Annotated in this window: 18 protein-coding genes and 7 pseudogenes; 17 read left to right on the top strand and 8 right to left on the bottom strand. The window is 59.1% G+C overall.

Features of this window, described 5'->3' with window-relative positions; all coding sequences use genetic code 11:
• Positions 1 to 22: 22 nt before the first annotated feature.
• Positions 23 to 3550, bottom strand: a complete 3528-nt coding sequence (locus GGI60_RS31030; RefSeq protein WP_183920325.1) for an ATP-binding protein — start codon at positions 3548 to 3550, stop codon at positions 23 to 25.
• A gap of 77 nt (positions 3551 to 3627) precedes the next feature.
• Here GGI60_RS31030 and GGI60_RS32710 point away from each other — a divergent pair, with 77 nt between their 5' ends.
• The gene (locus GGI60_RS32710) at positions 3628 to 3723 is read left to right on the top strand and encodes a hypothetical protein (RefSeq protein WP_312862829.1); all 96 of its coding nucleotides are present in this window, start codon (positions 3628 to 3630) and stop codon (positions 3721 to 3723) included.
• Positions 3724 to 3816: 93 nt separating this feature from the next.
• A pseudogene (locus tag GGI60_RS32870) lies at positions 3817 to 4153 on the top strand (amidohydrolase family protein); the annotation flags it as partial.
• Positions 4154 to 4603: 450 nt separating this feature from the next.
• Here GGI60_RS32870 and GGI60_RS31015 read toward each other — a convergent pair.
• Positions 4604 to 4948, bottom strand: a complete 345-nt coding sequence (locus GGI60_RS31015; RefSeq protein WP_183920327.1) for a hypothetical protein — start codon at positions 4946 to 4948, stop codon at positions 4604 to 4606.
• 350 nt (positions 4949 to 5298) lie between these two features.
• Positions 5299 to 6201: a LysR family transcriptional regulator gene (locus GGI60_RS31010; RefSeq protein WP_183920329.1), complete on the bottom strand. Its 903-nt coding sequence runs from the start codon at positions 6199 to 6201 to the stop codon at positions 5299 to 5301.
• A 331-nt stretch (positions 6202 to 6532) separates the two neighbouring features.
• Here GGI60_RS31010 and GGI60_RS31005 point away from each other — a divergent pair, with 331 nt between their 5' ends.
• The 6 genes and pseudogenes from GGI60_RS31005 to GGI60_RS30980 all read left to right on the top strand — a co-directional run bounded on the left by GGI60_RS31005 (position 6533) and on the right by GGI60_RS30980 (position 11625).
• Positions 6533 to 7558, top strand: a complete 1026-nt coding sequence (locus GGI60_RS31005) for an aldo/keto reductase (RefSeq protein ID WP_183920331.1) — start codon at positions 6533 to 6535, stop codon at positions 7556 to 7558.
• A 150-nt stretch (positions 7559 to 7708) separates the two neighbouring features.
• Positions 7709 to 8434: an SDR family oxidoreductase gene (locus GGI60_RS31000; RefSeq protein ID WP_183920333.1), complete on the top strand. Its 726-nt coding sequence runs from the start codon at positions 7709 to 7711 to the stop codon at positions 8432 to 8434.
• Positions 8435 to 8502: 68 nt separating this feature from the next.
• A complete protein-coding gene (locus GGI60_RS30995; RefSeq protein ID WP_183920335.1) occupies positions 8503 to 9351 on the top strand; it encodes an SDR family NAD(P)-dependent oxidoreductase in 849 nt (282 codons plus the stop codon).
• A gap of 111 nt (positions 9352 to 9462) precedes the next feature.
• Positions 9463 to 9852: a DUF1330 domain-containing protein gene (locus tag GGI60_RS30990; RefSeq protein ID WP_183920337.1), complete on the top strand. Its 390-nt coding sequence runs from the start codon at positions 9463 to 9465 to the stop codon at positions 9850 to 9852.
• A gap of 197 nt (positions 9853 to 10049) precedes the next feature.
• Positions 10050 to 11036, top strand: a pseudogene (locus GGI60_RS30985) (IS110 family transposase); the annotation flags it as partial.
• Between the two features lie 229 nt (positions 11037 to 11265).
• Positions 11266 to 11625: a YybH family protein gene (locus GGI60_RS30980; RefSeq protein WP_210314635.1), complete on the top strand. Its 360-nt coding sequence runs from the start codon at positions 11266 to 11268 to the stop codon at positions 11623 to 11625.
• A 94-nt stretch (positions 11626 to 11719) separates the two neighbouring features.
• Here the strand turns inward: GGI60_RS30980 and GGI60_RS30975 are convergent, their stop codons facing one another.
• Positions 11720 to 11857: a transposase domain-containing protein gene (locus GGI60_RS30975; protein WP_409527288.1), complete on the bottom strand. Its 138-nt coding sequence runs from the start codon at positions 11855 to 11857 to the stop codon at positions 11720 to 11722.
• A gap of 115 nt (positions 11858 to 11972) precedes the next feature.
• Here GGI60_RS30975 and GGI60_RS30970 point away from each other — a divergent pair, with 115 nt between their 5' ends.
• A complete protein-coding gene (locus GGI60_RS30970; protein ID WP_183934985.1) occupies positions 11973 to 12380 on the top strand; it encodes a transposase in 408 nt (135 codons plus the stop codon).
• Here GGI60_RS30970 and GGI60_RS30965 read toward each other — a convergent pair.
• Positions 12372 to 12956: pseudogene (locus GGI60_RS30965) on the bottom strand (IS3 family transposase); the annotation flags it as partial. The gene GGI60_RS30970 and the pseudogene GGI60_RS30965 sit on opposite strands and share 9 nt — an antisense overlap.
• A 79-nt stretch (positions 12957 to 13035) precedes the next feature.
• Here GGI60_RS30965 and GGI60_RS32865 point away from each other — a divergent pair.
• The 7 genes and pseudogenes from GGI60_RS32865 to GGI60_RS30935 all read left to right on the top strand — a co-directional run bounded on the left by GGI60_RS32865 (position 13036) and on the right by GGI60_RS30935 (position 17812).
• Positions 13036 to 13308, top strand: a complete 273-nt coding sequence (locus GGI60_RS32865; RefSeq protein ID WP_409527287.1) for a DUF6894 family protein — start codon at positions 13036 to 13038, stop codon at positions 13306 to 13308.
• A gap of 81 nt (positions 13309 to 13389) precedes the next feature.
• Positions 13390 to 13767: pseudogene (locus tag GGI60_RS30960) on the top strand (Ku protein); the annotation flags it as partial.
• A gap of 11 nt (positions 13768 to 13778) precedes the next feature.
• On the top strand, positions 13779 to 14591 hold the full coding sequence (locus GGI60_RS30955) for a Ku protein (RefSeq protein ID WP_183920452.1): 813 nt from the start codon (positions 13779 to 13781) through the stop codon (positions 14589 to 14591).
• A 4-nt stretch (positions 14592 to 14595) separates the two neighbouring features.
• Positions 14596 to 14852: pseudogene (locus GGI60_RS30950) on the top strand (hypothetical protein).
• A 64-nt stretch (positions 14853 to 14916) separates the two neighbouring features.
• A complete protein-coding gene (locus tag GGI60_RS30945) occupies positions 14917 to 15555 on the top strand; it encodes a hypothetical protein (protein WP_183920454.1) in 639 nt (212 codons plus the stop codon).
• 729 nt (positions 15556 to 16284) lie between these two features.
• Positions 16285 to 16576, top strand: a pseudogene (locus GGI60_RS30940) (integrase core domain-containing protein); the annotation flags it as partial.
• A gap of 210 nt (positions 16577 to 16786) precedes the next feature.
• Entirely contained in the window at positions 16787 to 17812 is a 1026-nt protein-coding gene (locus GGI60_RS30935; RefSeq protein WP_183920450.1) for an IS110 family transposase, read from the top strand.
• A 796-nt stretch (positions 17813 to 18608) separates the two neighbouring features.
• Here GGI60_RS30935 and GGI60_RS30930 read toward each other — a convergent pair.
• From GGI60_RS30930 to GGI60_RS30920, 3 genes and pseudogenes are all read right to left on the bottom strand, one after another.
• Positions 18609 to 19876 (bottom strand): annotated as a pseudogene (locus GGI60_RS30930) (NRAMP family divalent metal transporter).
• 358 nt (positions 19877 to 20234) lie between these two features.
• A complete protein-coding gene (locus GGI60_RS30925) occupies positions 20235 to 20531 on the bottom strand; it encodes a DUF982 domain-containing protein (RefSeq protein ID WP_183920448.1) in 297 nt (98 codons plus the stop codon).
• A gap of 578 nt (positions 20532 to 21109) precedes the next feature.
• Positions 21110 to 21895, bottom strand: a complete 786-nt coding sequence (locus GGI60_RS30920) for a PhzF family phenazine biosynthesis protein (RefSeq protein ID WP_183920446.1) — start codon at positions 21893 to 21895, stop codon at positions 21110 to 21112.
• Between the two features lie 447 nt (positions 21896 to 22342).
• Here GGI60_RS30920 and GGI60_RS31750 point away from each other — a divergent pair.
• Positions 22343 to 22569: hypothetical protein (locus GGI60_RS31750; protein ID WP_210314642.1), on the top strand; the 227-nt coding region annotated here is incomplete at its 3' end.

Raw genomic sequence — 22569 nt, 5'->3', positions numbered from 1 at the left:
TAAAAGCAGCGAAATACTGGTCCTAATGAATCGTTGGCTTCAGTCGCTGTTGCAGCCGGACCATTCCCAGTTCCGCCGCGGTTGACCGGGCATCCTCGAATAGCGACATTGCTCTCTTTATCGCGGCCGGGCTACCCACTTTCATTAGAAAGCCCGCATAATCTGCCTGTGTGTGCGCGAGCCATGGCCGTGCGCCGATCGCCGAGTTCATCTCGAGCGCGTGCTCGAAGTGCTCCGGCGCTCTATTGAATTCACCCAGCGCGGCGGCCAACACTCCCAGATATCGGCTTGCCGCGCCGAAGCAAACGGTCGCCATACCTATTGTGACGGTCATCTCCTTGTAGTCGAGCATTAGCTTATAGAGGGTCTGGGCAGCATCTGCGTCGCCGAGCCCGGCGGCGACTTCCGTCAGGAACGAGAGAGACGCGCTTCGTTTTCCGTCTATTGGAAGTGCGAAGCGCGTGCGGGCGAGCTCGCGCAGCCGCCGCTGGGCCGCTTCCCGATATCCGAGGTCAAAGGCGACCAATGCAAAACCCGGCAACCACGTCGTTTCCTCCGGGTCCTCCTCGATCAACAGTTTCATGACCGGTGCGACCTCCGAGAGGCGGCTCTGCTCGCGTCGGATCGCGAACATCTGCATTCCGTAGACGCCCTCTGGCGCCGCGCCAAGGGTACGCATACCCAGCTTCAAAGCCTCTTCAGCAAGCTCCTCTGCTGCGGTGAACCTTCCGTCGAGGATGGCCATCATCGCTCTTGCGATGCGTGCGTAGAATTGGACGTTGAGATGCTGCCGCTTGGTACCAAGTTCGTCCAGTGCGTCAACCGCCCGATCGGCTCGGGCGCGATCGCCGAGTTCCGTGGAGACATACGCCTCGACAGAAAGCGCACGGCTTTGCACGTCGTCGTCGTCGATCTCCTCCGCGATGTGTCTTATTTCATCTAAGCGAGCGAGCCGGTCGTTTCTCTCCCTGACGGACTTGATAGGTGCCGGCGTCAGGAATGGCAGAGTAGAGAGCTCCACTAACGCAGTTTTGTCCCCGACCCGTCGGGCTAGTTCGATCCCCTCTACAAGGTATTTTGCGGCGTTCTTACTGTCGCTCAGGTAGGTGTAGCCCCGCGCAAGGCGGCTGAGGAGCTGGCACCTTGACCTTTCATCCGCTGGTTCAACCATCGCGAGGGCTTCCTCGAGAAGCGGCACCGTCTCGGCAAGGGAGTTGGAAGAGAGGAACTTGGAGCCATCAAGACCGACGACTGCGCGGACAAAGGCTTGCGTGTCGGCCGCTTTGCGTGCCAACGGGGCGGCTAACCTGTATTTTGCCAGCGCATCCGTCATCCGGCCAGCCGCGAATAGGGCATCGCCGAGTTTTAGAATCGCGGCGAGCAGGTCCATTTGCCGATCAGGTTGTTTTGGCAATTGCTCTGCGATGGCCAAGGCGTTCTGGAAAAGGTCTACGGCCTCGTAATTGGCTGATCGCGCAAGGGCGCGTTCTCCGGCCTTCATCCAGAAGGGAAGCGCTAGCTCAATCCGTTGCGCTTTCTCGTAGTGCTGGGCGATGAGCTCGGGCTGCGTGGCAGCGACGTCGTCATGTTGGTCGATCAGAACCCTGGCGATCTCATTGTGGAAATGTCGACGGCGCCGGTTGAGGAGCGATTGGTAGGCCGCATCCTGGGTGAGCGCGTGGCGAAAAACGAGAGTGTCATGCAAGCCTCCGCCTTCGACGACGATCTGATTGGACTCAAGCTGGTTCAGCGCCTTCTCGAGCGTTCGATCGTCGACGCCTGCGATCTTTGAAAGAAGGCCGCGATCGAATTCCCTGCCTATCACGGCCGCAATTTGCGCAATCTCCTTGGCCGTTTTCGGCAGACGGTCGAGGCGCGTCATAAGGGAGCCCTGAAGGCTGTCCGGGATCTCCATGTTAAGCGGCGACCACTTTCCGCTCTCCATAATGGAGCGTGTGAGCTCCTCGACGAACAGCGGCACCCCGTCCGTTCGCTCCGCAATCATTTCGGCAAGCTGTTCAGGAATGTCGGATGCCATCGATGCGATAAGCTCGCGCATTTGCGGCCTGGTCAGGCGCCCGATGGAGAGAGTCGTCGCCTGCGCCAGTCCTGATGCCCAATCCGCCTTCCATTCCGGCCGGTGGGTCACGACGACAAGGACGGCGGTGCCATGAAGCCGGCCCACGAGTTCTCTCAGCACCTCGCTGGTGGACGGGTCCATCCAATGAGCGTCTTCGAGAACCATGAGCACCGGTGCGATCCTGGCCGCAAGCAGCAACCGATTGGCCAACGTCCGGACGAGAAGTTCCTTGCGCTCGTGGGCGGAGAGATCCGGCGGTCTGAACTCGTCGCCCAGGTCGAGCGAAAGCAGCTCGGCATAGATCGCGCCAACTTCGGAGGGACTTTCGCCATAGCGGCGAACTAGAGCACGAAACTTTTCGACACGCGTGTTCCGGTCATCTGCCGGGTCAAACGAAGCGACCCGGCTCAGTCGCTCGACAATGGGGTAGAAGGCGGAGGTGGCGTGATAGGGTGAACACTGTAGTCGGATGAGTTCATGCTGCGTGCCTTGCAGATGCTCTTCAAGTGCTTCGACAAGGCGCGATTTCCCGATGCCAGCCTCCCCCGACAGAAAGATCGCCTGGCCTTGGCCCGCCTTCGCCAACTCCCACCGTTCGAGCAGCAGGCCAATCTCGCTAACGCGGCCGACAAATTTCGAAAGCCCGCTGGCATGCGCGGCTTCGAAGCGGCTATCTACCTCCCGCGGACCGCGGACTTCGAACAGCGCAATGGGCGAGGCAAAGCCTTTGAGGTCCCGCTCGCCGAGGCTTTCGATCTCGAACGACTGTCCGGCGAGGCGGCGGGTGCTGTCCGAGACCACGATCTGGCCTGGGGCAGCGGCGCCCTGCAGGCGTGCTGCCAGGTTCGGAGTGTCTCCCGCGATCGATGCACGCTCCTTCGCGCTGCCGTCGGTGTTGCCAACGACCACGTGCCCAGATGCGATGCCGATGCGAGCCTTCAATTGCTGCGAGTTCGCTAACTGCAGGGCGTCGACGGCGGCCATCGCTTCGAGGCCGGCCCGGATTGAGCGCTCGGCATGGTCCTCGTAAGCCATAGGCCATCCGAAATAGGCAAGCACGCCATCTCCGAGATACTTGGCGACGTAGCCTCCGAACCGCGTAACTGCGCTGGCAACGCTATCCTGGTAACGACGGATCAACTCGTGCATGTCTTCAGGATCGAGCTGTGCTGACAGCGCTGTTGATCCGACCAGATCGCAGAATAGTACGCTGAGCAGTCGCCGGTCAGCCGCACCTTCGGGCGTGGTGTCGGAAGCGGATGAAGCAGCGGGCTGGTCAGCCGGACGTGGCTGCGAGAGTCCGTTGATAGCAGCTAGAATAATCTTCCGGTGGCCAAGAGAGACGCCCAGTTCCTGGAGGTCGGATTCCGCGATATGAGGGAGCGCTCGAAGATCGACGTCGTTCTCGACGAAGGCCTTAGCGTACTTGCCGAGACCGAGTTGACGTAGCCAATCCTCAATCGTCTGCATCGACGTTCATTCCGCTGTACCGTTCTAAAAACAATACCACGAACGTCGATGAAGCGAAATTCTTCGCCTTCGACATCATGTACCTCGACGGGCATGATCTCCGGCGAATGGCGTTCTCCGAGCGGCGGCAAATGCTTGAGAGCATCATCCCCGGGGACGTGTCGGCGCCATAAGGCTTTCCGAGGCGATCGAAGCCGATGGTGACGAGCTGTTCGCGTCAGCCTGCGAGCACCTATTGTTCGGGAGATGCCGCCACTACGGCTTCGGATACGGGCATGCAAGTCGATGGCCCGAGCCATTTCGAGGCGTGGCGAAATGGAATGCGCATGCTTGCGCAGGCGCCAAATGTTGCATGTAAGATCTCCGGCCTGGGCATGGGAGACTTGACCTGGTCCGTCTCAAGCATCAGACCGTATGTGGAGGAGGCGATTGCAGCATTTTGGCGTCGAGAGGTGTATGTTCGCTTCGAACTTCCCGGTGGACAAACTGTTCGGCAGCTACGACGAGATCATGGACGCGTTCAAAATCATCACCGCCAACTATTCTCCAGACGAACGCATTGCGCTGTTCCACGACAACGCTGCGCGGTTCTATCGGATATAGCCATGTCGGTAATCGCCAAAAAGGTCGGCTTTACCGCTGGCCACTTCCAAGCCATTTTGCAGACGGGATCAGTTAACGCCGTGCTCTCGGTCCGCGTTCCCGCTAGAAGCGGCTTGATCAGCGGTTTCGCCTAATCGTTAGATCGAGCCAGTCAGCTCAAGCCTTCCGATCGAGGATGTCGATCTGCCGGTCGTGGTATGGAGCCAGGGGTGGGTTCCGGTAAGGGTCGAAACGATACCCTAAGGAAATCATGTGTATCGCAGCAGCCAAAAAAGTTAGAAAATTGGCCCTGTCCTGCCCGACGACCTGATTCCATCCAGATCGCCTCCGATCGACAATTCGATAACCTGACTGGGTTCGCGATCGAACTGGAAGGGCGAGCTTTGCGGGAGTGCACCTGCCCGCAGTCGCTGATAACCGGCCTCCGGCATCATCGTGAGAACCAGCGGGCTAGGCAAAAACAATTTGACACTCTCCCGACCGGAAACTCTGCATCGCATAGAAGTCGGTGCGGAAGTCCAATTCCTGCAACTCTGCTGACAGCGGCGCGACGCGGCCTTCGAAATCGCCCACCTCAGGAAATTCTGGCGTCCGGTTGCCGGCTCGGTTTAGCCGACGGAACCCATCACCATCACGAACCGTCGTCGGGTTCGAAAAAATCCGGGCACTCGATGCAGCGCGCGCCATGCTCACGGAAGTGTTCCGGGGCTCGACAGAGAACCGTAACCGGTGTTCTTCCCCCACATTGCCCGCTTTCGCCTGATCTGTGATCGACGTTCCATGGACGAGCGACAAGGAGTTTCTCCATGGAGACTACGACGGAGGTTAGCCCGTGAGCTTAACAGGATTCTCGATGGCGGGCGGCCCCAGGCAGGCCGCTATCATACGTGCGGCGGCCGAGCTGCGGCTTACGCCGCGGCAAATATACTGAAACCATCCGGTGGTGCGGTGACTACTTTGATCCGAAATAGTTCGACCTTTCGATCGCGGATAAAAATCTCCGCAATGCGCTACGCTCGAACGTCAAACGGCGTCTGTGTCAACCCAAGCCGAAAGCCGTCCCGAAAAAATGAGTCGGGCGAGGGTTCCAGGTGGAACGCCTTGATGGGACGCCAACCTGCGACCATTGCCGTCAAGCGCCCATCCTATATGGTGGAAAAGCTGAAACCTTTGACGTGCTCAATGAATGCCCGCAGCTTTGGATGAACCTGAGAACGCTGCGGATAGTAGAGATAAACGCCAGAGCTGGTTCCAGTATACCGGTCGAGGACGATTTCGAGCTTGCCGCTCTTCAGCTTGTCGCGAACCGCCTCTTCAGGGCTGTAGACCAATCCCATTCCGTCAACAGCCGCCTCGATGGCCAAGAGCACGTCATTCAGGATCAGCGGGCCTTTCACCTGGACCTCGAACTCTTTCCCGTTGCTCTCGAATTCCCAACGGTCATAAACGCGGCTGCCAGCTCCTGCGCAAACGCACGGATGCGCCAAAAGGTCTTTGGGATGCTTGGGACGCCCATGCTGTGCAAAGTATGATGGCGCACCTGCAACAACCCAGCGAACCGGGCCGAAGAGCTTGAGCGCCACGACGTCTTTCGCAAGAATGTCCGACACCCGGATCCCCGCATCGAACCCGCGCTCGAAAATGTTGGTCGCAGCGTTTTCGAAGAAGATCTCCACCGTCACGTCGGGATATTGCTCCAAGAAGCTCGCGACGACGGGCTTGAGGAAATTCGGATAGACGGTCTGCGGAACATTTAAACGGAGGCGCCCTGCTGGCTTGTCGGCCACGCTTCCCGCGTCAGTCATCGCAGACAGGATCGCGTCCAGCGCCGGTCCTGCCTGTTGAAGAAACTTCTCGCCCGCCTCGGTAAGGCTTGTCGCTCGCGTCGTTCTGGTGAGCAGGGTGACGCCCAGGCGCCTCTCCAACTGCCGGATCATCTTGCTGATTGCAGGTGGCGAGATCCTGAGCGCTTCGGCGGCCGCTGTGAAATTGCGCTTCTCGGCGACGAGCGCGAACGCCACGAGCCCATCGAGCTGATCCTTATCCATTATGAACCCTTGGTTAATGTCGCATCAACCGGAATGCCATTTTTCGAAAGTATGGGCGACTGTAATCTCCACCCAGTCAGCAAGTCCAGCGGCACAGGCCACTGTGTTTCGCAGGCTTGTTCCAACCCACTGGAGGCGCAGCATCATGACAGATCATAGGGAAGATAAGATCGAAACCGGCGCACCCGAGATGCCAGGCCGACGTCAACTATTCGCCGCGGGGCTGGGCATAACTGCAGCATCACTGTTGCCGCTTTCCGCCTCGAGAGCTCAGACGGCAACACCGGGAACTGCGACCACGGGTTCAATCACGAGCAGCGCGCAACGCCGCATGCTCGGCTCGCTCGAGGTTTCGGCGCTTGGGATGGGCTGCCAGAACTTCGCCGGGATGTATGGTCCTCCGACGAACAGGCAGGAGGCGGTCCGAATTATCCGCGCAGCTCGTGACCGGGGCATAACCTTCTTTGACGTCGCTGAAGTCTATGGACCCTTCCTGGGCGAGGAGATCGTTGGTGAAGCGCTTTCGCCGATCCGCGGCCAAGTAATTATCGCAACCAAGTTCGGATTCGACATTACGCCCGACGGCCAGGTCCGGGGCGTCAACAGCCGCCCGGACAATATTAAGCGGGTGACCGAACAACAGCTCCGTCGTTTGAAGACCGACTACATCGATCTTCAGTACCAACATCGCGTCGATCCCACGGTGCCCATCGAGGACGTGGCCGGGGCGGTGCAGGAGTTGATCCGCGAAGGCAAAGTTCGCCATTTCGGTCTCTCCGCTGCAGGCGAAGCGACCATTCGCCGGGCTCACAAAGTGCAGCCGGTGACGGCGGTGCAGAATGAATACTCCGTCTGGACGCGTGATCCGGAGCTGGAAGTTCTAGCGACCTGCGAGGACCTGGGCATCGGGTTCGTCCCGTGGAGCCCGCTCGGCATGGGCTACCTGACCGGAACCGTCACGCCGTTGATGGTACATGGTCCAGCCGATCTGAGGGCAAACCTGCCGCGTTTCACCACCGAGGCCCGCCGCGCCAACTGGCCAGTGGTCGAATTGCTGCAGCGCGTAGGCACCCGTCATCAGGCGACGTCCGGACAGGTAGCGCTGGCATGGCTGCTCGCCCGTAAGCCATGGATCGTGCCGATCCCCGGTCCCACGACGCAGGACCAGATGGATCAGAACGTGGACGCGCTGCAGGTCCAACTTAACGCCGAAGATATGAAGCAAATCGAGGACGGCTTCACCCAGATCAAGGTGGAGGGCGCGCGGTTGAGCCCGCCGATGCTCGCAATGATCGATATCGGCGCCAAGCTTGGAACGAGTTCCAAGGGCGGAAGCGGCATGTCGCCCGTTCGGTAAGAAGTCTCGGGAGCCGGCGGGCTGAATGTCCAACCGGTTTCCCTCCGGCGGCTCCCGTACCAGGGGCCGCGGCCTATGTGGTCAGTCAAATCTAGACCCGGCCCCGGATCGGTACCGGCCAGACACAGTAACAAACGAAAGGACACGGTCATGAGTAACCCCAACCGAGTTGCGGTGATCACCGGTGCATCCTCCGGGATCGGAGAGGCACTCGCTCGCGAGCTTGTTGGAGAGGGATACCACGTTGCGCTTCTGGCGCGCCGCCTTGAGCGCATCGTAGCCCTTTCGCATGAACTGGGCAACGGTGCCATTGCGATCCAGGCTGACGTGACGGACCGGGAGTCCGTCGTTGCAGCAGCCGCGCGCGTCCAGCACGAACTCGGCGGCGCCGATGTCGTGATCAACAATGCAGGCGTCATGCTGACGGCGCCGTTCGGCTCAGAGAAGCGGTCCGAGCACCGCCAGATGGTCGAAACCAACCTTCTGGGCGCCATGACTGTGACCGAGGTGTTCCTCGATCAGCTTCGCGCCAAGAAGGGAGACCTGGTAAACATTTCTTCCGTCGCAGGACGTGTCGCCCCGGCCGGGTTTGCTGTCTATTCGGCAACGAAGTGGGGGATCAACGGCTGGTCTGAGGCGCTTCGTGTCGAGCTCCAGCCCGACATCCGCGTGATGGTCATCGAACCTGGCGCGGTGGCAACGGAACTGTCCGACCATATCACCCATGATGAGAGCAAGAGGGCCGCTCAGGACTATCGCGACAACGTGGCGATGCCGGCGACAGATATTGCCCAGGTGATCGCCTTCGCGCTCAGCCGCCCCAAGCGGATCACCCTCAATGAGATCCTGGTGCGTCCGACCGTTCAGGCGATGTGAGGCGCTCTCAACGAGCGCCCCCAATCGGCCGCTGACGGGCACTACAAACGACAAAAAGGAAATATCTGATGAGTAACAACGTGTGGTTTATCACTGGTGCAGGACGCGGCCTGGGTCTGGACATTGCGAAGGCGGCACTGGCAGCCGGTCACCAAGTGGTCGCGACCGGCCGCAATTCGGAAAAGGTGGCGAAAGCCGTAGGCGCTTCCGGCAACCTCCTCGTAGTGAAGCTCGACGTTACCAATGCAGCGGATGCCGAAGCTGCCGCTCAGGCGACGCTTGGGCGGTTCGGACGCATCGACGTGCTCGTCAATAACGCGGCCAGCTTCTACGCTGGGTACTTCGAAGAGCTGTGCCCCGAACAAGTGCAGCTGCAACTCAGCACCAGCCTTGCTGGTCCGATGAACGTGACCCGGGCGTTTCTTCCGGCTATGCGCAAGCAGCGCTCTGGTCGGATCGTCTCGATCTCCTCGACCGCGGGCCTGATGGGCTTCGAGTTCTGCACGGCCTACTCGGCTTCCAAGTTTGGCCTCGACGGCTGGATGGAAGCGCTGCAGACCGAAGTCGGTCCGTTCGGCATCGAGACGATGATCGTCAATCCGGGCTTTTTCCGCACGGAGCTCCTCACCGAGCAGTCGACCAACTACGCGGAAAACTCCATCGAGGACTATCACGAGCGGCGGACGGCGCAGATCGCGTTCTGGAAGTCCCAGAACGGCAAGCAGGGCGGCGACCCCGCCAAGCTTGCACGTGCCCTGATCACGCTTGCCGACCAGGACGAGCTTCCACGACGGTTCCTCGCCGGTTCTGACGCCATCCGGGTGGCCGAGCAGAAGATCGCCCTCCTGCAGCAGCAGATCGAAGCTTACCGCGAATTGTCGACCTCGCTGGCAATCGATGAGAACGGCAACGAGTGAACTCGTTGTTGGCCCGGGAGCAGTGCCTACACTTTGGTCTGCTGGCATCTCGGTAGCCTGACCAATCCACCAAGCAATTTCCACCCATTATCTCAACTGAAGGAGACGAGAATGAAGAAGTTTCTGATCACTGCCATTACCGCCCTCACACTGACCGTGAGCTCGACCGCCTTTGCCCAGGATACCGCCAAGGCCCCGACCCCCGCCTACATGATCGGCAGCTATGACATCCGCGACGAGGCCGGTTTTCAGAAATATATCGAGGCTGCCGCACCGCTTGTCCGCCAGTATGGCGGTCGCGTGATTGTTTACAATCCGGGTCCCAAGCCCATTGTTGAAGGCGAACCTAGGTCGGTGATTGCCATTGCCGAATTTCCCAGCCTGGCTGAGGCCGAACGCTACTACAATTCGCCGGAATACACCGCCGCCCGGAAGTTCTTCACGGATTCGACCGAAGGTTGGCGCATCATCACCGAAGGCGCTGATCTTCCGCAACAATGACCGCCATTGCGACGTCGCAGAGCATCTGCTCTGCGACGCTTCGGAACAACGGTGCTGTCGGAATTGCCATGGGTCTACCGATCGTTCGCCCCCGTTAGTAGGTCTCTTTCTCTCACGCCTTGAGATCCCATCAGGGGTGAGTAGCGGCCAGCACGGTGGCAGAGTGAGGTCGCTAGAAAACTCTCTGGAGGCCAATCATGCCGATCACAGCAGATCAAACTCAAGCACAGACCGCTACCCCTTTCGATCTTGGCGCAATTTTCGTTTCGTTGGAATTGAGCAAATCGACATGGCTCGTCACAGCTTTGTCGCCTGGCAGCGAAAAGATGTCTCGCCACTCGGTGACCGGAGGCGATATCGCCGGTTTGTTTTCATGTTTCGCCGTCCTTCGCCAAAAGGCAAAGCGGCGCAAGAACCGGCTTTATCCGATGGTGATCATCCAGGAGGCCGGGCTTGATGGCTTCTGGTTGGGGCGAGTACTCAGCGAAGAAGCCTGGATTGAGAGCCACATTGTAGAGGCGGCGTCCATTGCCATGCCCCGCCGCCATCGCCGGGCAAAGACAGATCGCATTGACGGCGAAATGCTGATCCGCACCCTGATGGCATGGAAACGTGGCGAGCCGCGTGCCTGCTCGATGGTCAAACTCCTCACACCCGAGGAGGACGATAACCGTCCGATCGGACGGGAGCGGAAAACTCTTGTTGCGGAGCGTGTCTTCCACGTTAATCGGATAAAGGGACTTCTCTTCGCGCAAGGAATACGAGAGTACGAGCCTGTAAATCGAGATCGTCGCCAGCGTCTGGACGAGCTTCCACCTTGATCGCCTCGAATTGATACTCACACAAATCAAGGCCGTAGAAGCAGAGCGAGATGCATTGATCGTGCGGGAGACGCCGGAAACGCCGGCAGGGGCGACGGCGCTTTTGGGGATCAGAGGAATTGGTCCAGAGTTCGCCACGATACTCTACACGGAAGGCCTGTTCCGACACTTCCCGAATCGACGGCGATTCGCATCTTACGCTGGGCTTGCCCCCTCCTCCTGGCAGAGCGGCAATGTCAATCGCGAGCAAGGGTCTCGAAAGCGGGCAATCCGCGATTGCGAGCGACAATGGTCGAGCTTGCCTGGCTATGGCTCCGCCATCAACCGAGTTCGGCACTGACCTGCTGGTTTAAGCAGCGTATCGTAAACGGTGTGCCGCTGGCACCTTGACTAGCTTGCTCAAAATTGGACGCGATCATTGTCAGTCGCTGACGCTGGTGATAAAGACGCACCATGGAATTTGTTCGCGCTTTCACTTTGATTATTATCACCATTCATCGAGTGGTGGGTTAAGCACGTCATATTTCAAGACAAAGCAACCCGCCGCGAGGCGGGTTTTGTTTTTCCGCTCGCGGCCATTTTGGAGTCCAGAATGTCCGACCATCCCTTGAAAGCCCTTATCGAATCTGCAGACCGTTCCATATCGGCCAAAGACTTCGACGGCTTGATGCGATTTTACACCGATGATGCCACCTTGGTGGTCAAGGCAGGCATGTACGCCAAAGGCAAAGACCAGATCAGGAAAGCGTTCGAAGCAATCTCTGCTCATTTCCAAGGTAAATTGAAAGTCCGCCAAGGGAGGATGGAGGAATCGAGGGCGGAGACACAGCGCTGGTCATCATGGAAACCTGGTTGGATGCCGTCGACGAAAGCGGCATTGCGACGTCGACGGTACGACGTGCCACCTATGTGTTTCGTCGGGACTCGTCTGGCACCTGGTTATGCGCTGTAGACAATTCCTACGGCACGGCTCTCCTCGATAGCTGAGAAGGCTCCCGGCCCGGTGCCCACGTTGGGTCGGGGGACAGCGTTCCGGTTGGCGCAGATTACGTTGCCGCATACTTCCACGGCAGAAGCTCATCGATCCGGCTCTGTTTATGGCCGTTGACAATGACGGTCAGGGTGGCGGTCAGATAGGCGAAGGGATCAACCGAATTGGATCCGTTTGACGCCGTCCTCGGCAATCGGTGCTATTCCGTTGCGGGTGATCTCCACCAACCTGCGACGGGCATGATGGTATGGACGCCCCCTTCCGCCGGAGCCAGCCGCGAAGGAGGCGTATCAACCAGGAGGCTCATGATGGAAGCTCAAGTCAGTGTTGTTGGTCTCGATATTGCAAAGTCCGTTTCCCAGGTTCACGCGGCGGATTCTGTTGGCAAAGCCATCATTCGACGCAGGCTCAAACGGGAGGAGGTAGAGATTTTCTTTCGCAAATTCCCACCGTCTCTCGTCGCGCTCGAAGCATGTCCTGGTTCACATTTTGGGGCCAGATTGCTTCGTGACATTGGCCATGACGTTCGTCTCCTCCCTCCGCAATATGTGCGGCCCTACGTCAAGACGAACAAGAGCGATGCGGCTGATGCCGAAGCGATCTGCGAGGCAGTCACACGACCGACGATGCGCTTCGTGCCGATCAAGGAAGAGATGCAACAGGAAGTTCTGGTTCTATGGCCTGCTGCCGGTTTTTCGGACACCGAGTTAGGCTAATCCGACCTTGTTTTCAAATTCCATCGGGCTGAGGTAGCCCAGTGTCGAATGCCGACGCTTCGGATTGTAGAAGCGCTCGATGTAGTCGAACACGTCCGCCTTTGCATCGTCCCTGGTCCTGTAGACTTTGCGAGCTGTCCTTTCCGTCTTGAGTGATGAGAAGAAGCTTTCCATCGCGGCATTGTCCCAGACGTTGCCGGACCGGCTCATCGAGCAGGTGATGCCGTGATCGGCCATGAGACGCTGGAACTGATCGCTGGTGTATTGGCTACCCTGGTCCGAATGGTGGAGAAGCGCATCCGGCTTGCCTCTGCGCCAGATCGCCATGATCAGCGCATCTGTGACGAGCTGGGCCGTCATGTTGGCATTCATCGACCAGCCGACGACACGGCGCGAGAACAGGTCGATGACGGCAGCCACATAGAGCCAGCCCTCAGCCGTCCATAGATAGGTAAAATCGGCCACCCACTTCTGGTTCGGCCTCGGCGCCGGGAACTTCAAGGCGCTCGTCTTGTTACGTATCGACCGCACCGCGTAGAAGTCTCCTGTACCTACGCCCCTTTTTTGCTGCCTCGCGGTTCTATTGCGGCACCGCCCCCTCTGCTCTGCTATACGCCGTTCCGGAGTTGATGGGCATATCAGAATGAGATGAGTCTTGCCGAAGTTCTATTTCCACATCAGGCATGCCGGTCACAGCGTGCAAGATCCCGAAGGCAGTTCCTTCGCTGACCTTCGAGAGGCAAAACACGAAGCAACAGAATGCCTTCGCGAACTGGTCGCTCACGCTCTCCTGTCAAGGAACCCAGATATTCCGATCGCGATTGAGATCTACGATGCTGATGGGGAATTGGTCGCCCTGGTTCCTATTGATGCAGCGATACCCCAACTAGTCCATAGGGCGTGCCCTGGGCGCAACCGGCTAGCCTGAAGCTCAGCCGTCCCGGCCCAATGGCCGACGGCTTCATGACAACGCGTCGACTCTTTTGGTCGATGGCTGGCCGTGGCGGGTTTCGAGGAGATGCCGAAGCTGAAGATCGAAGGCGAGATGCTCGACCTCGCAAAGCACATAATCTCGACAAAGAGAGGCGAGTTCGACCCGACCACATTTGACGACCGCTACGAAGCCGCCCTGGCGGAGCTTGTGAAGGCCAAGTTGGAAGGCAAGGCGCTCCCGAAGCCGAAGAAGGTGGAGATTTCGAAGCCCAGCGATCTGCTGGCCGCACTTCGCGAGAGCGCCGGGCTTCTGAAGGCTGGCGCGGCCGGAGAAAACAGACCGAAACGCACTGCCGCCAACGCCAACAAAGGCACTGGTCGGGAGCGCGCCGCGCGCGGAGCGGCCTCGAAAGCCGCCTCTTCCGGAGCTGCTCCGCGGCGCAAGGCCAGCTAGGGAGATCGGTCATGGCTCCGAGATATTACTGGAAGGGCTATCTTAAGCTGTCACTCGTCACCTGCCCCGTGGCGATGACCCCGGCAACTTCGGAATCCGAGAAAGTTCGCTTCCACACGCTGAACAAGGCGACTGGGAACCGAGTGGTTTCGCGGTACGTCGACTCCGTGACCGGAAAGCCCGTCAAGGACGAGAACGAGGCCAAGGGCTATGCACGAGGCGAGAACGACTATGTCATCCTGACGGAAGACGATCTTGACCGGGTCGCGCTGGACACGGTGAAGACGATCGACATCGAAAAGTTTGTGCCCGCCGACTCCATCGAGTGGACCTATCTCGAGAAGCCCCATTACCTCATGCCTGACGACCCGGTCGGCAATGAGGCGTTCGCCGTCATCCGCGATGCCATGAAGGCGGACAAGGTATTCGGCGTCTCGAAGTTGGTGATGGGACGGCGCGAACGCGCCGTCATCCTGGAACCGCGTGACGAAGGCATCGTTCTTTGGAGCCTGCGGTTTGGCGACGAGGTGCGGCCCGAGGATTCGTATTTCGAGGATATCGACGAAGAGGCCGATCCCGATCTAGTTCCTCTTGTCCAGAAGCTCATCAAGCTCAAGACGGCGCACTGGTCGCCGGAGATGACCAGTGATCCGATTCAGACCAGCTTGCTCAAGCTCATCGAGGAAAAAAGGAAGGCGCTGAAGCCGAAGAAGACCGCCAAGAGCAAGTCGTCCGAGGCCGCACCGAAGTCCAACGTCGTCAACATCATGGACGCTCTCCGGAAGAGCGTCGAAGCTGATCTCAAAGGTCGGAAGGCAGGGTGACCTCATACATCAGACGAACACCAAAGTTGCCCATGAGGACGGCGGTTGGCGCGTCGACTTCCTTGGAGACGACGGCGATCCGTCCATGTGGCCGATGCCGCCTATATCGATGAGGAGGCTGCGGTCGAACGCGCACGCGCCATCATGGTGCAGTTAACGGCGTTCGGTACCAGAGGCGGTGGTCGGAGCGTGAACACCTACGATGCCGCCAGCAATGGCAATTTCAACGAGGATCTGCCCCTGCTCGAGACCCGGCATTGATTCCGCGACGGCCGAGAAAGTCGGCCTGTTGACGCTCGCCTCTTCCAATCCCATCTGCTCCAGTATGTCCAACTCGAAGACCAAACTTAAGAGCGACGATCCTGAGCTGATCAAAGAGTGGTCGCTCCCGGTGGAGGCGACGCTCGGATCGGCCGTCAGGGTGAAGGGAATCCTTCAGGAAATCCGGTCTCGCCTGCCTCCCGCCGTCAGGAAGTCACTGGATATGCAGTCGGGCGAGCTTGTTCTGGTCATGCCGGAAACTTCGAAGACCGCGTTTCGTGTGACCTCGTCGATTATCTCGGATTCACTCCAGGGCATTGCTGACCTTCCGATCATCCCCCGCGAGATTGAGGACATCCTGGGGATAACGGCTTCTCAAAGGAAGCGTTGGTTGGAGGACGGGCGTCTTCCAAGCGCTGGAACCCGAACCGTCAGGCTTCAGGGGCGAGCGCGGCGGATCACCTTCCATGTATTCGACCCTCGGGTTGTCGAGGACCTGCTCGATCGCGGGGCCGTGGATGAATGGCGCGAGGAAGACGCGGCGGCCAAAGCAGAAAACCGGAGGCGCGCCGCGTACCAGGCGAAGCTGACACGTACGCTGAAGAAACAAGAGAAACGCAAACAAGCTGATCCGGACACTGACGACGCCGTGATCGGGTTGAACGGTTGGGACGAGTTCGGGAGCACGGGTTTGCTTCGCTAAATTGTCTAGAGCACAGGCTCTGGACTCTCGGCCCAGAGATGGAGCGGTGGCGTGGATTCGCTTACTGACGATTGACCGATTGCATCACGACCAGCGTTTATCCGACGTTGGCAGATGAGGCGCTGTTTCCGACCCGGTGGAAGAACGGCCGGCCATCGTCGAGACGTTCGTGGAAAGGTTCCGCGTACGCCTGCGCGGAATAGCTGGTGAAGAGCCTGACGGATTCGTAGCGCGAGCTTTCGCGGCATCGTCGCGCTAATGCTTCTTTCGCTTCTTGTATGGGCAGCAGCTCTTCGGGCCCCTGTCAACGCACCATGGACGAGTGCCCGCAGCTCTTTGCGCACAGGAATGGCGCTTGAAGGCAGCAGTTGCGTGAAGAGAATGACAACCATGTCGTCGACCGGGCTTACCCAGAAGAAGGTGCCTGCCGCGCCGCCCCAGCCATAGTCTCCCACCTGCGCCGAATTTGTGCCTTGGCCGGATACCCGCATTATTGCAATAGTTGCGTGCTTGTAGCGAGTTCATTGTGCTTCATTTCGGCTAGATTCACTTCCTTAAGGTGGGTTAGCAGCGTCGATCGGCCGCGTCATGTCCATCAGCTTGTACATGATGCCAGCGGCCATGCCGGGGATCAAATTGCCACAATGGGAAACTATGCGCTCAAACCTCCCAGCAGTGTCGGAAAAATCCACTCTCCTTTAGGTCCCTCACCCGGCTGCATTTACGATTTTTATCGCGCCGGGAAAGCCGATGCAGAACGGGTATGTCGGGTCCTTCAATGGCCGCTTGCGCGACGAGCTGCTTCAACGAACGCCTGTTCTTCAGCCTCGAGCATGCCCGAAGCGCCATTGCTGAATGGGCGGACGATTACAACCATTTCCGGCCGCACTACTATGCCGGGTCCATCGCCGCAACCGGCTCCAACGCTGCGCAAGACGAAAGCTTCGCGTTTCCGCGGATTGCTCCCACCGCGCCACTTGGCGTATTCAAAACCGCCGGGGCTCTAATCGTCGCCGGATGATCAGCCGCATGCGAAAGTCATCCCTGTCACCTCGACCGGAGGCGCTCCTTGGATGTCGCTGCCAAGGTGGGCAACGTGCCGTCCAACTTCCAGAACGGCCGGGATTACGTCGCCCGTGTCCTGGTGACCTGATGTGGTGGACGGCCTCCGCTCCCGGCATCGCAATGTGCCAAAGTGTGGCTGTCGAAGTCACATAAGGGAGAGCCGTCCATGGAGAAGATTACCACAATTGGTCTGGATATCGCCAAGCATGTATTTCAGGTTCACGGGATTAATGGTGCCGGCGCGACGGTGAGCCGCCGCAAGCTGCGCCGCGACGATGTCGTTGGATTCTTCAAGGCATTGCCGCCATGCCTGATCGGAATCGAGGCATGCGCGACTGGACACCACTGGGCTCGGGTTCTTATGGCGCTGGGTCACGAGGTTCGGCTGATGCCGGCGTCTTACGTCAAGCCATACGTGAAGCGGCAGAAGAACGACGCGACAGATGCCGAGGCGATTTGCGAGGCGGTGACGCGGCCGACGATGCGCTTCGTTCCAGTGAAGAGCGAGGAGCAACAGGGTGTGCTGATGCTGCATCGGGTCCGCGAGCTTTTGATCCGGCAGCGGACAATGCTGGTGAACGCCTTGCGTGGCCACTTGGCGGAGTTCGGCATCGTAACGCGACAGGGCATTGCCGGCGTCGGAAAGCTGATCGCGTTGGTCGACGACGATGATCACGATCTAATCCCGCCGCTTGCGCGGTCCGCGCTTCTTCCGCTGATCGGGCAGTTGCGGGAGGTGCACGAGAAGGTCAGCAAGCTGGATCGCCAAATTCATGCTTGGCATCGCTCGAACGAACTGAGCCGCCGCCTTGAGACGATCCCTGGAATTGGCCCGATCACTGCCAGCGCAATTGCCGCGACGGTGACCGACGCGTCGCTCTTCAAATCCGGCCGACAATTGGCGGCATGGCTAGGCCTGGTGCCGCGGCAGAACTCATCGGGTGGCAAGGACCGCCTCGGAAGGATCAGCAAACAAGGCGATCCCTATCTCCGCCGGCTTCTCGTTGTGGGCGCGCACGCGGTGCTTCGTTTCAGCGGCAAAGCTAAAGTTGCACCGACGCGTTGGGCCGCCGAACTTCTGGTGAAGAAGCCGTACAACGTCGTCGCTGTTGCTTTGGCCAACAAGATGGCGCGGATCGTCTGGGCGTTGATGACGACGGGCAGGCGCTTTGAGGCGACCGCCGCCCTTTGAATGCTCACAGAGAATGCAGAAATTGGTGAGGTGCTGATGGCGTGATGGCGAACGGTCGAGCCGGGATCGGACAAACCCGATCAGTGGGTGCCGCTTGAAAGCGCGTTGACCTGTCTGGGATCCGATCAGCGGACTACATCAGGGCCAGCGGCATGAACGCGCCGCAATCAAAGGCCGTATACATGCCTGCACCCGACCAATCTGCCGGAAACACCAAACTGCCCCTTGCCACGCGGAGGCCGTCCATACATGCCGCTGACTTTCACCATTCATACCCGTATCGATGACCGCGCCGCGACGACCCCCTCTGTCGAACGTGCGCAGTCGTCCGGGATGGGAGGGCGCTCCCCGGTGCGGCGCTTTCATCAGGTTCAGGATCAGGAAGAGGCTCTCCGCCAGGAATGCGATCAGGATCCGGGGGCGGATTGTCGAGCGGGGGCACGGACGTCGGTGGCAACGATAAGCTCGAAAGAAACTGACATTGGTATTCTTCCTCGCCGCCTCGGCGAGTTCCTGGTTCCCTCTTTCCCATTAGTGGATATTCCGTGCCCTCACCTTCAACGTGTCGATGTGGAGGAACAGAGCTTTCCGTGTAGAAAGGGCTTGGGCCTACCGAGACCAAGCCTGCCATTTTCGGCAAGGCATCGAAAATGCGGATAATGCGATGTGCGTCAAGACTGTCGCGGATCAGTGGTACTAGAGCTGAGACTTACTTGGTCCTCAAGCCTTCGGCCGCGGTCGTTGCCTTACTCAACCACATCGCAGCCCGAAGGCTGAAAACCCGCATGGCCACGGTTCAGAACACGAACATGCCAATGGTGCTCAGCCCCATCACAAGCGCGGTGAAGCTGCTGATAAATATCATCCAGCGCGGCGCTTTCAGCCCGCCCATGATGGCCGGGTTTCTCGCCATCATCACCATCAGGATGATGATAGGAGTGGCGAGGACCCCGTTCATGACCGCGCTCCAGTACAGGGCCTGCACAGGGTCAAGCCCCAGCATGATAACCGCGACACTTGCGATCGTCGCGACCACGATTGTTGCATAAAAGGCCTTGGCTTCCCGAAACTTCTTTTCCAACCCCTCGGGCCATCCAAAGCTTTCGGCGACAGCATAGGCGGCTGACCCCGCGAGAACGGGAACGGCGAGCAACCCGGTTCCAATTATACCCACGGCGAACACCGCGAAAGCGAATTCGCCAGCCACAGGCTTAAGGGCCTCGGCTGCCTGGGCGGAGGTTTCAATCTTGTCAATGCCGTTCAAATGAAGAGTGGCGGCGGCTGCCATAACGATACAGAGCGCCACGAGATTGGAGAAGCCCATACCGACGAGCGTGTCCATGCGAATGCGGCCAAGTTCAGGTCCTGCCTCGTCTGGGTTTCGCCGGAGGCGCGCAAGCTTTCTACGCCTCAGTTCCTCAACCTCTTCTCCTGCCTGCCAGAAGAACAGATAAGGGCTTATCGTTGTGCCGAGTATCGCGACGATCGCGGTGAAATAGTCACCGGTGAAGGCAATGGTCGGCATTACAATCGCGCTGAGGGCCTCACCCCACGCTACGCCCGCCACGAGGACGACGGCGACATAAGCAAAGAGCGACAAGGTCAGCCATTTCAGGACGGAGACGTAGGCCGGATAAGGCACGACAACCTGGACGGCGGCGCAGACTATGCAAACAAGAGGGCGTAGGCGACTTCTGGACCACCGATGAGGAGGCGGACAGCGGCACCCATGGCGGCGAGATCCGCACCGATGTTGACGAAGTTGGCGGCAAACAGAAGCGCCATTGCGGCGTAAGCGAGCCATGGGTGGTAATGGAGCTTCAGGTTCTTGGCGAGCCCCCTGCCCGACACCGCGCCGATGCCCGCGCTCAATCCTTGAACGGCCGTCATCAAGGGATAACTGAACAACATCGTCCAGCCGAGACTGTAGCCGAACTGGGCGCCGACCTGACTGTAGGTCGCGATGCCGCTCGGATCGTCATCGGCGGCTCCGGTCACGAGACCAGGCCCAAGGGCCTTGAGGAAGTTCGGGGTCTTCGCACGAAGAGGTGTCGGCGCGTCCATCGGCCACCCAGAGGTTTTCGGTGCCGCAATAATGCGCGAAAGCGCTACGAGTTCCGCTAGTTATCGTCTCTTCTCGTCACGGCGAGGCGACCAACCTGGGAAAGCCGACGGATGACGCCCGCTTGGTCGCCACCATTCTGAAACAGGTCGGCTAGCGTCCACCGAAAAAAATAGTCATTCGATCGTGATTGTGGATGTCGATCGCACCTAGTTTGTGCCGTCATCCTCCTGGTATCGCAGGCTGTGATTCACGCAGGTCAGCGTAACAAGGCCGATCGCTTCCCAACTCGGCCGCCCAGGCTCTTACCGGGTGCAGCATGAGAACTCAGCAAGCTCCGCTCCGACGGGCTTTTTTTCGTCAGCCTGTCATTTTCATTTCGACCATGTCGTCCGGGAGGACGTGCATCCCCGCGGCATGAGCCGCTTTCACGAACGCGTCGCGGGCGACCTCGGGATCGAGGTAGAGTTCCATGGCGTCGAGCGACGTTGCGAGCGCATTGTGAAATTCGTACGACTGCTTACCGCCGGGCGGCCAGCTCACGCTCAAGAGAAGGCTCGCTAGCTGGTCAACGGTATGCGCCTGGCGGTACCGCGCAAGACCCTCGATCTCAACGTGAAGCGGACGGATAGGAACCTTGTGTTGGGAGTTGTTCATAACGAGACTCTCCTGACATGCAGCGAATCAAAGCGTGAACATTGGTTCGGTTCCACGACGATGCGAATCTAAGGAGACAGGCACTCTTCACAGATGCCGTAGAGAGCGATGTACAACATGATGAGGAGAACATTTAGAACGCGAGGGCGGCAAGGACCTAAAAACGTAGTGTTGCAAAGGGTTCAAGCCGAGGGTCAATGGTCGACTGCCCGTACCGCTAGCGAGACGCTCCTCGACGAAGACCCAGGCAAATCGACCGTCCTGCGACCGACGAATGATCGATCGCCACCAACGGCCAACGAAGTTGCCTTTCATTCCGCCAGGAAGCCAGCCCAAAGGTGTGTTCGACAACCATCGCCGTGGTGATGAACTTCGGACACACGGCTTCGTGCACGCTTCGCAAGCCCCGGAAGTTCGGGCTCGCGTAGCCGCGATTCGAAACGTGGATGCAATCGCTGAGCATGCGTTTTCGCGACATTATGGAGCAGTTGCCGCAAGATCCAAGCGAAGGGCTGATGCTACCGTGGCACTCAACTATGTCGGCGCTGCTGAAAACTCTAGCGGTCCGGATGGCCGCATCAGATTTCTGCCTGGCCTTCGAGGTAGAAGACGCAAGAACCCTCAAGCTCGACGCGCTCGCCGAAAGCACGGCAACGTAGCTCACCACCACGCGCGGAGGCCTGGAATGCGCGTAGGCTGGTTTTGCCGAGCCGGCTCGCCCAGTAGGGCGTGAGCGCGCAATGCGCTCCGCCCGTGACCGGATCTTCAGGAATGCCTTTGGCGGGGGCGAAATAGCGGCTGACGCAGTCATAACCATCGTCGCCCGGTGCGGTGACAATCAGGCCAGCCCGACCAAGCAGGGTGACTACCCCGAGATCCGGGGCCAGTTTCCGAACCTGTTCGGCAGTTTCAAGGACCGCGAGATAGTTATGCTGATCCACCAAAGTCTCGGTCGGGTTCTGCCCGATCGCGGCGGTCAGCGCCTCGGGCGTGGAAGTGGTGAGCATGGGTCGAGCCGGAAAGTCCATGACGTAGCTGTACCCCGAACGGGAAACGACGAGCGGGCCGCTCGCGGAATGGAAGGTTACAACCTCCCGACCCGGCTCAAGCCGCTCAAGAACCACGGCAGCGCTTGCGAGCGTGGCATGGCCGCATAGAGGCACCTCAACGGTCGGCGTGAACCAACGCAAACGATAGTCCGCGCCGTCACGAACCAGGAATGCGGTCTCTGCGAGATTATTCTCGGCGGCGATGTCCTGCAGACGCGCATCATCGAGGAAGCTTTCGAGGATCATCACGGCAGCCGGATTGCCGCCAAAGCGCCGCCGCGTGAAGGCGTCTACCTGGAAAATCTGTACCAACATTAAGGTCTCCGTTCATTTGCTCCCAGACAGCCGCTGATTGACCAAGCAGTCAATTCGCTTGTTGTCGCCGTGACAATTTGAAGGGACACGTCGATGCTTTGTGGCACTTGCTCCATGATGCCGGATTCTTGCAACGTTTACGTACTGGAAGGGGAGAGGCAATCGAAGCGTCTTGGGCCTTCCGAAGAAATCTGCGGCATGAGCAATATCTCCGCAATTAGGTAGCAACTGCCACCAAGCATTTGCCAGAATTTCCGTCGCTCCGTCCAACCAACGGCGCAGGTCGTGTGACACGGGCATCCCTACGCGTCTTTGCCCTTGAGCCATACTGGACCTCGTCCTTCTGCTCGTGCCATATTTAGCGTATAGTACTCCAGTCGGCGATCTTACCAGGGCGAGGCCGATTGGGCGATAAGACGTGCTCTTGCCTTAGGTGGGGCCACAATAATGTCTCTGAACCTCTTAAATCTTCCGGAACTATCCGAACGGCACATAGAGATGCTCGCCAAGGTAATAGCCGACTGGTGCGATGCGAACTCTATCGATGCAGGCGGGAGTTGCGCAGAAGCCGCATATGCGGCCGCCATTGATCTTTTAAGTGCAGACCCGGACCTGTCAGCGGGTCAGTTGCGACAGGCACTGGACCTCAGTATGGCTGAGAATAAGCGTGCGGA

This window comes from Rhizobium lentis (assembly GCF_014200175.1).
GTDB classification, from domain to species: domain Bacteria; phylum Pseudomonadota; class Alphaproteobacteria; order Rhizobiales; family Rhizobiaceae; genus Rhizobium; species Rhizobium mulingense.
The sequence above is the reverse complement of the archived record's forward strand: the minus strand, read 5'-3'. Positions and strand labels throughout refer to the sequence as shown.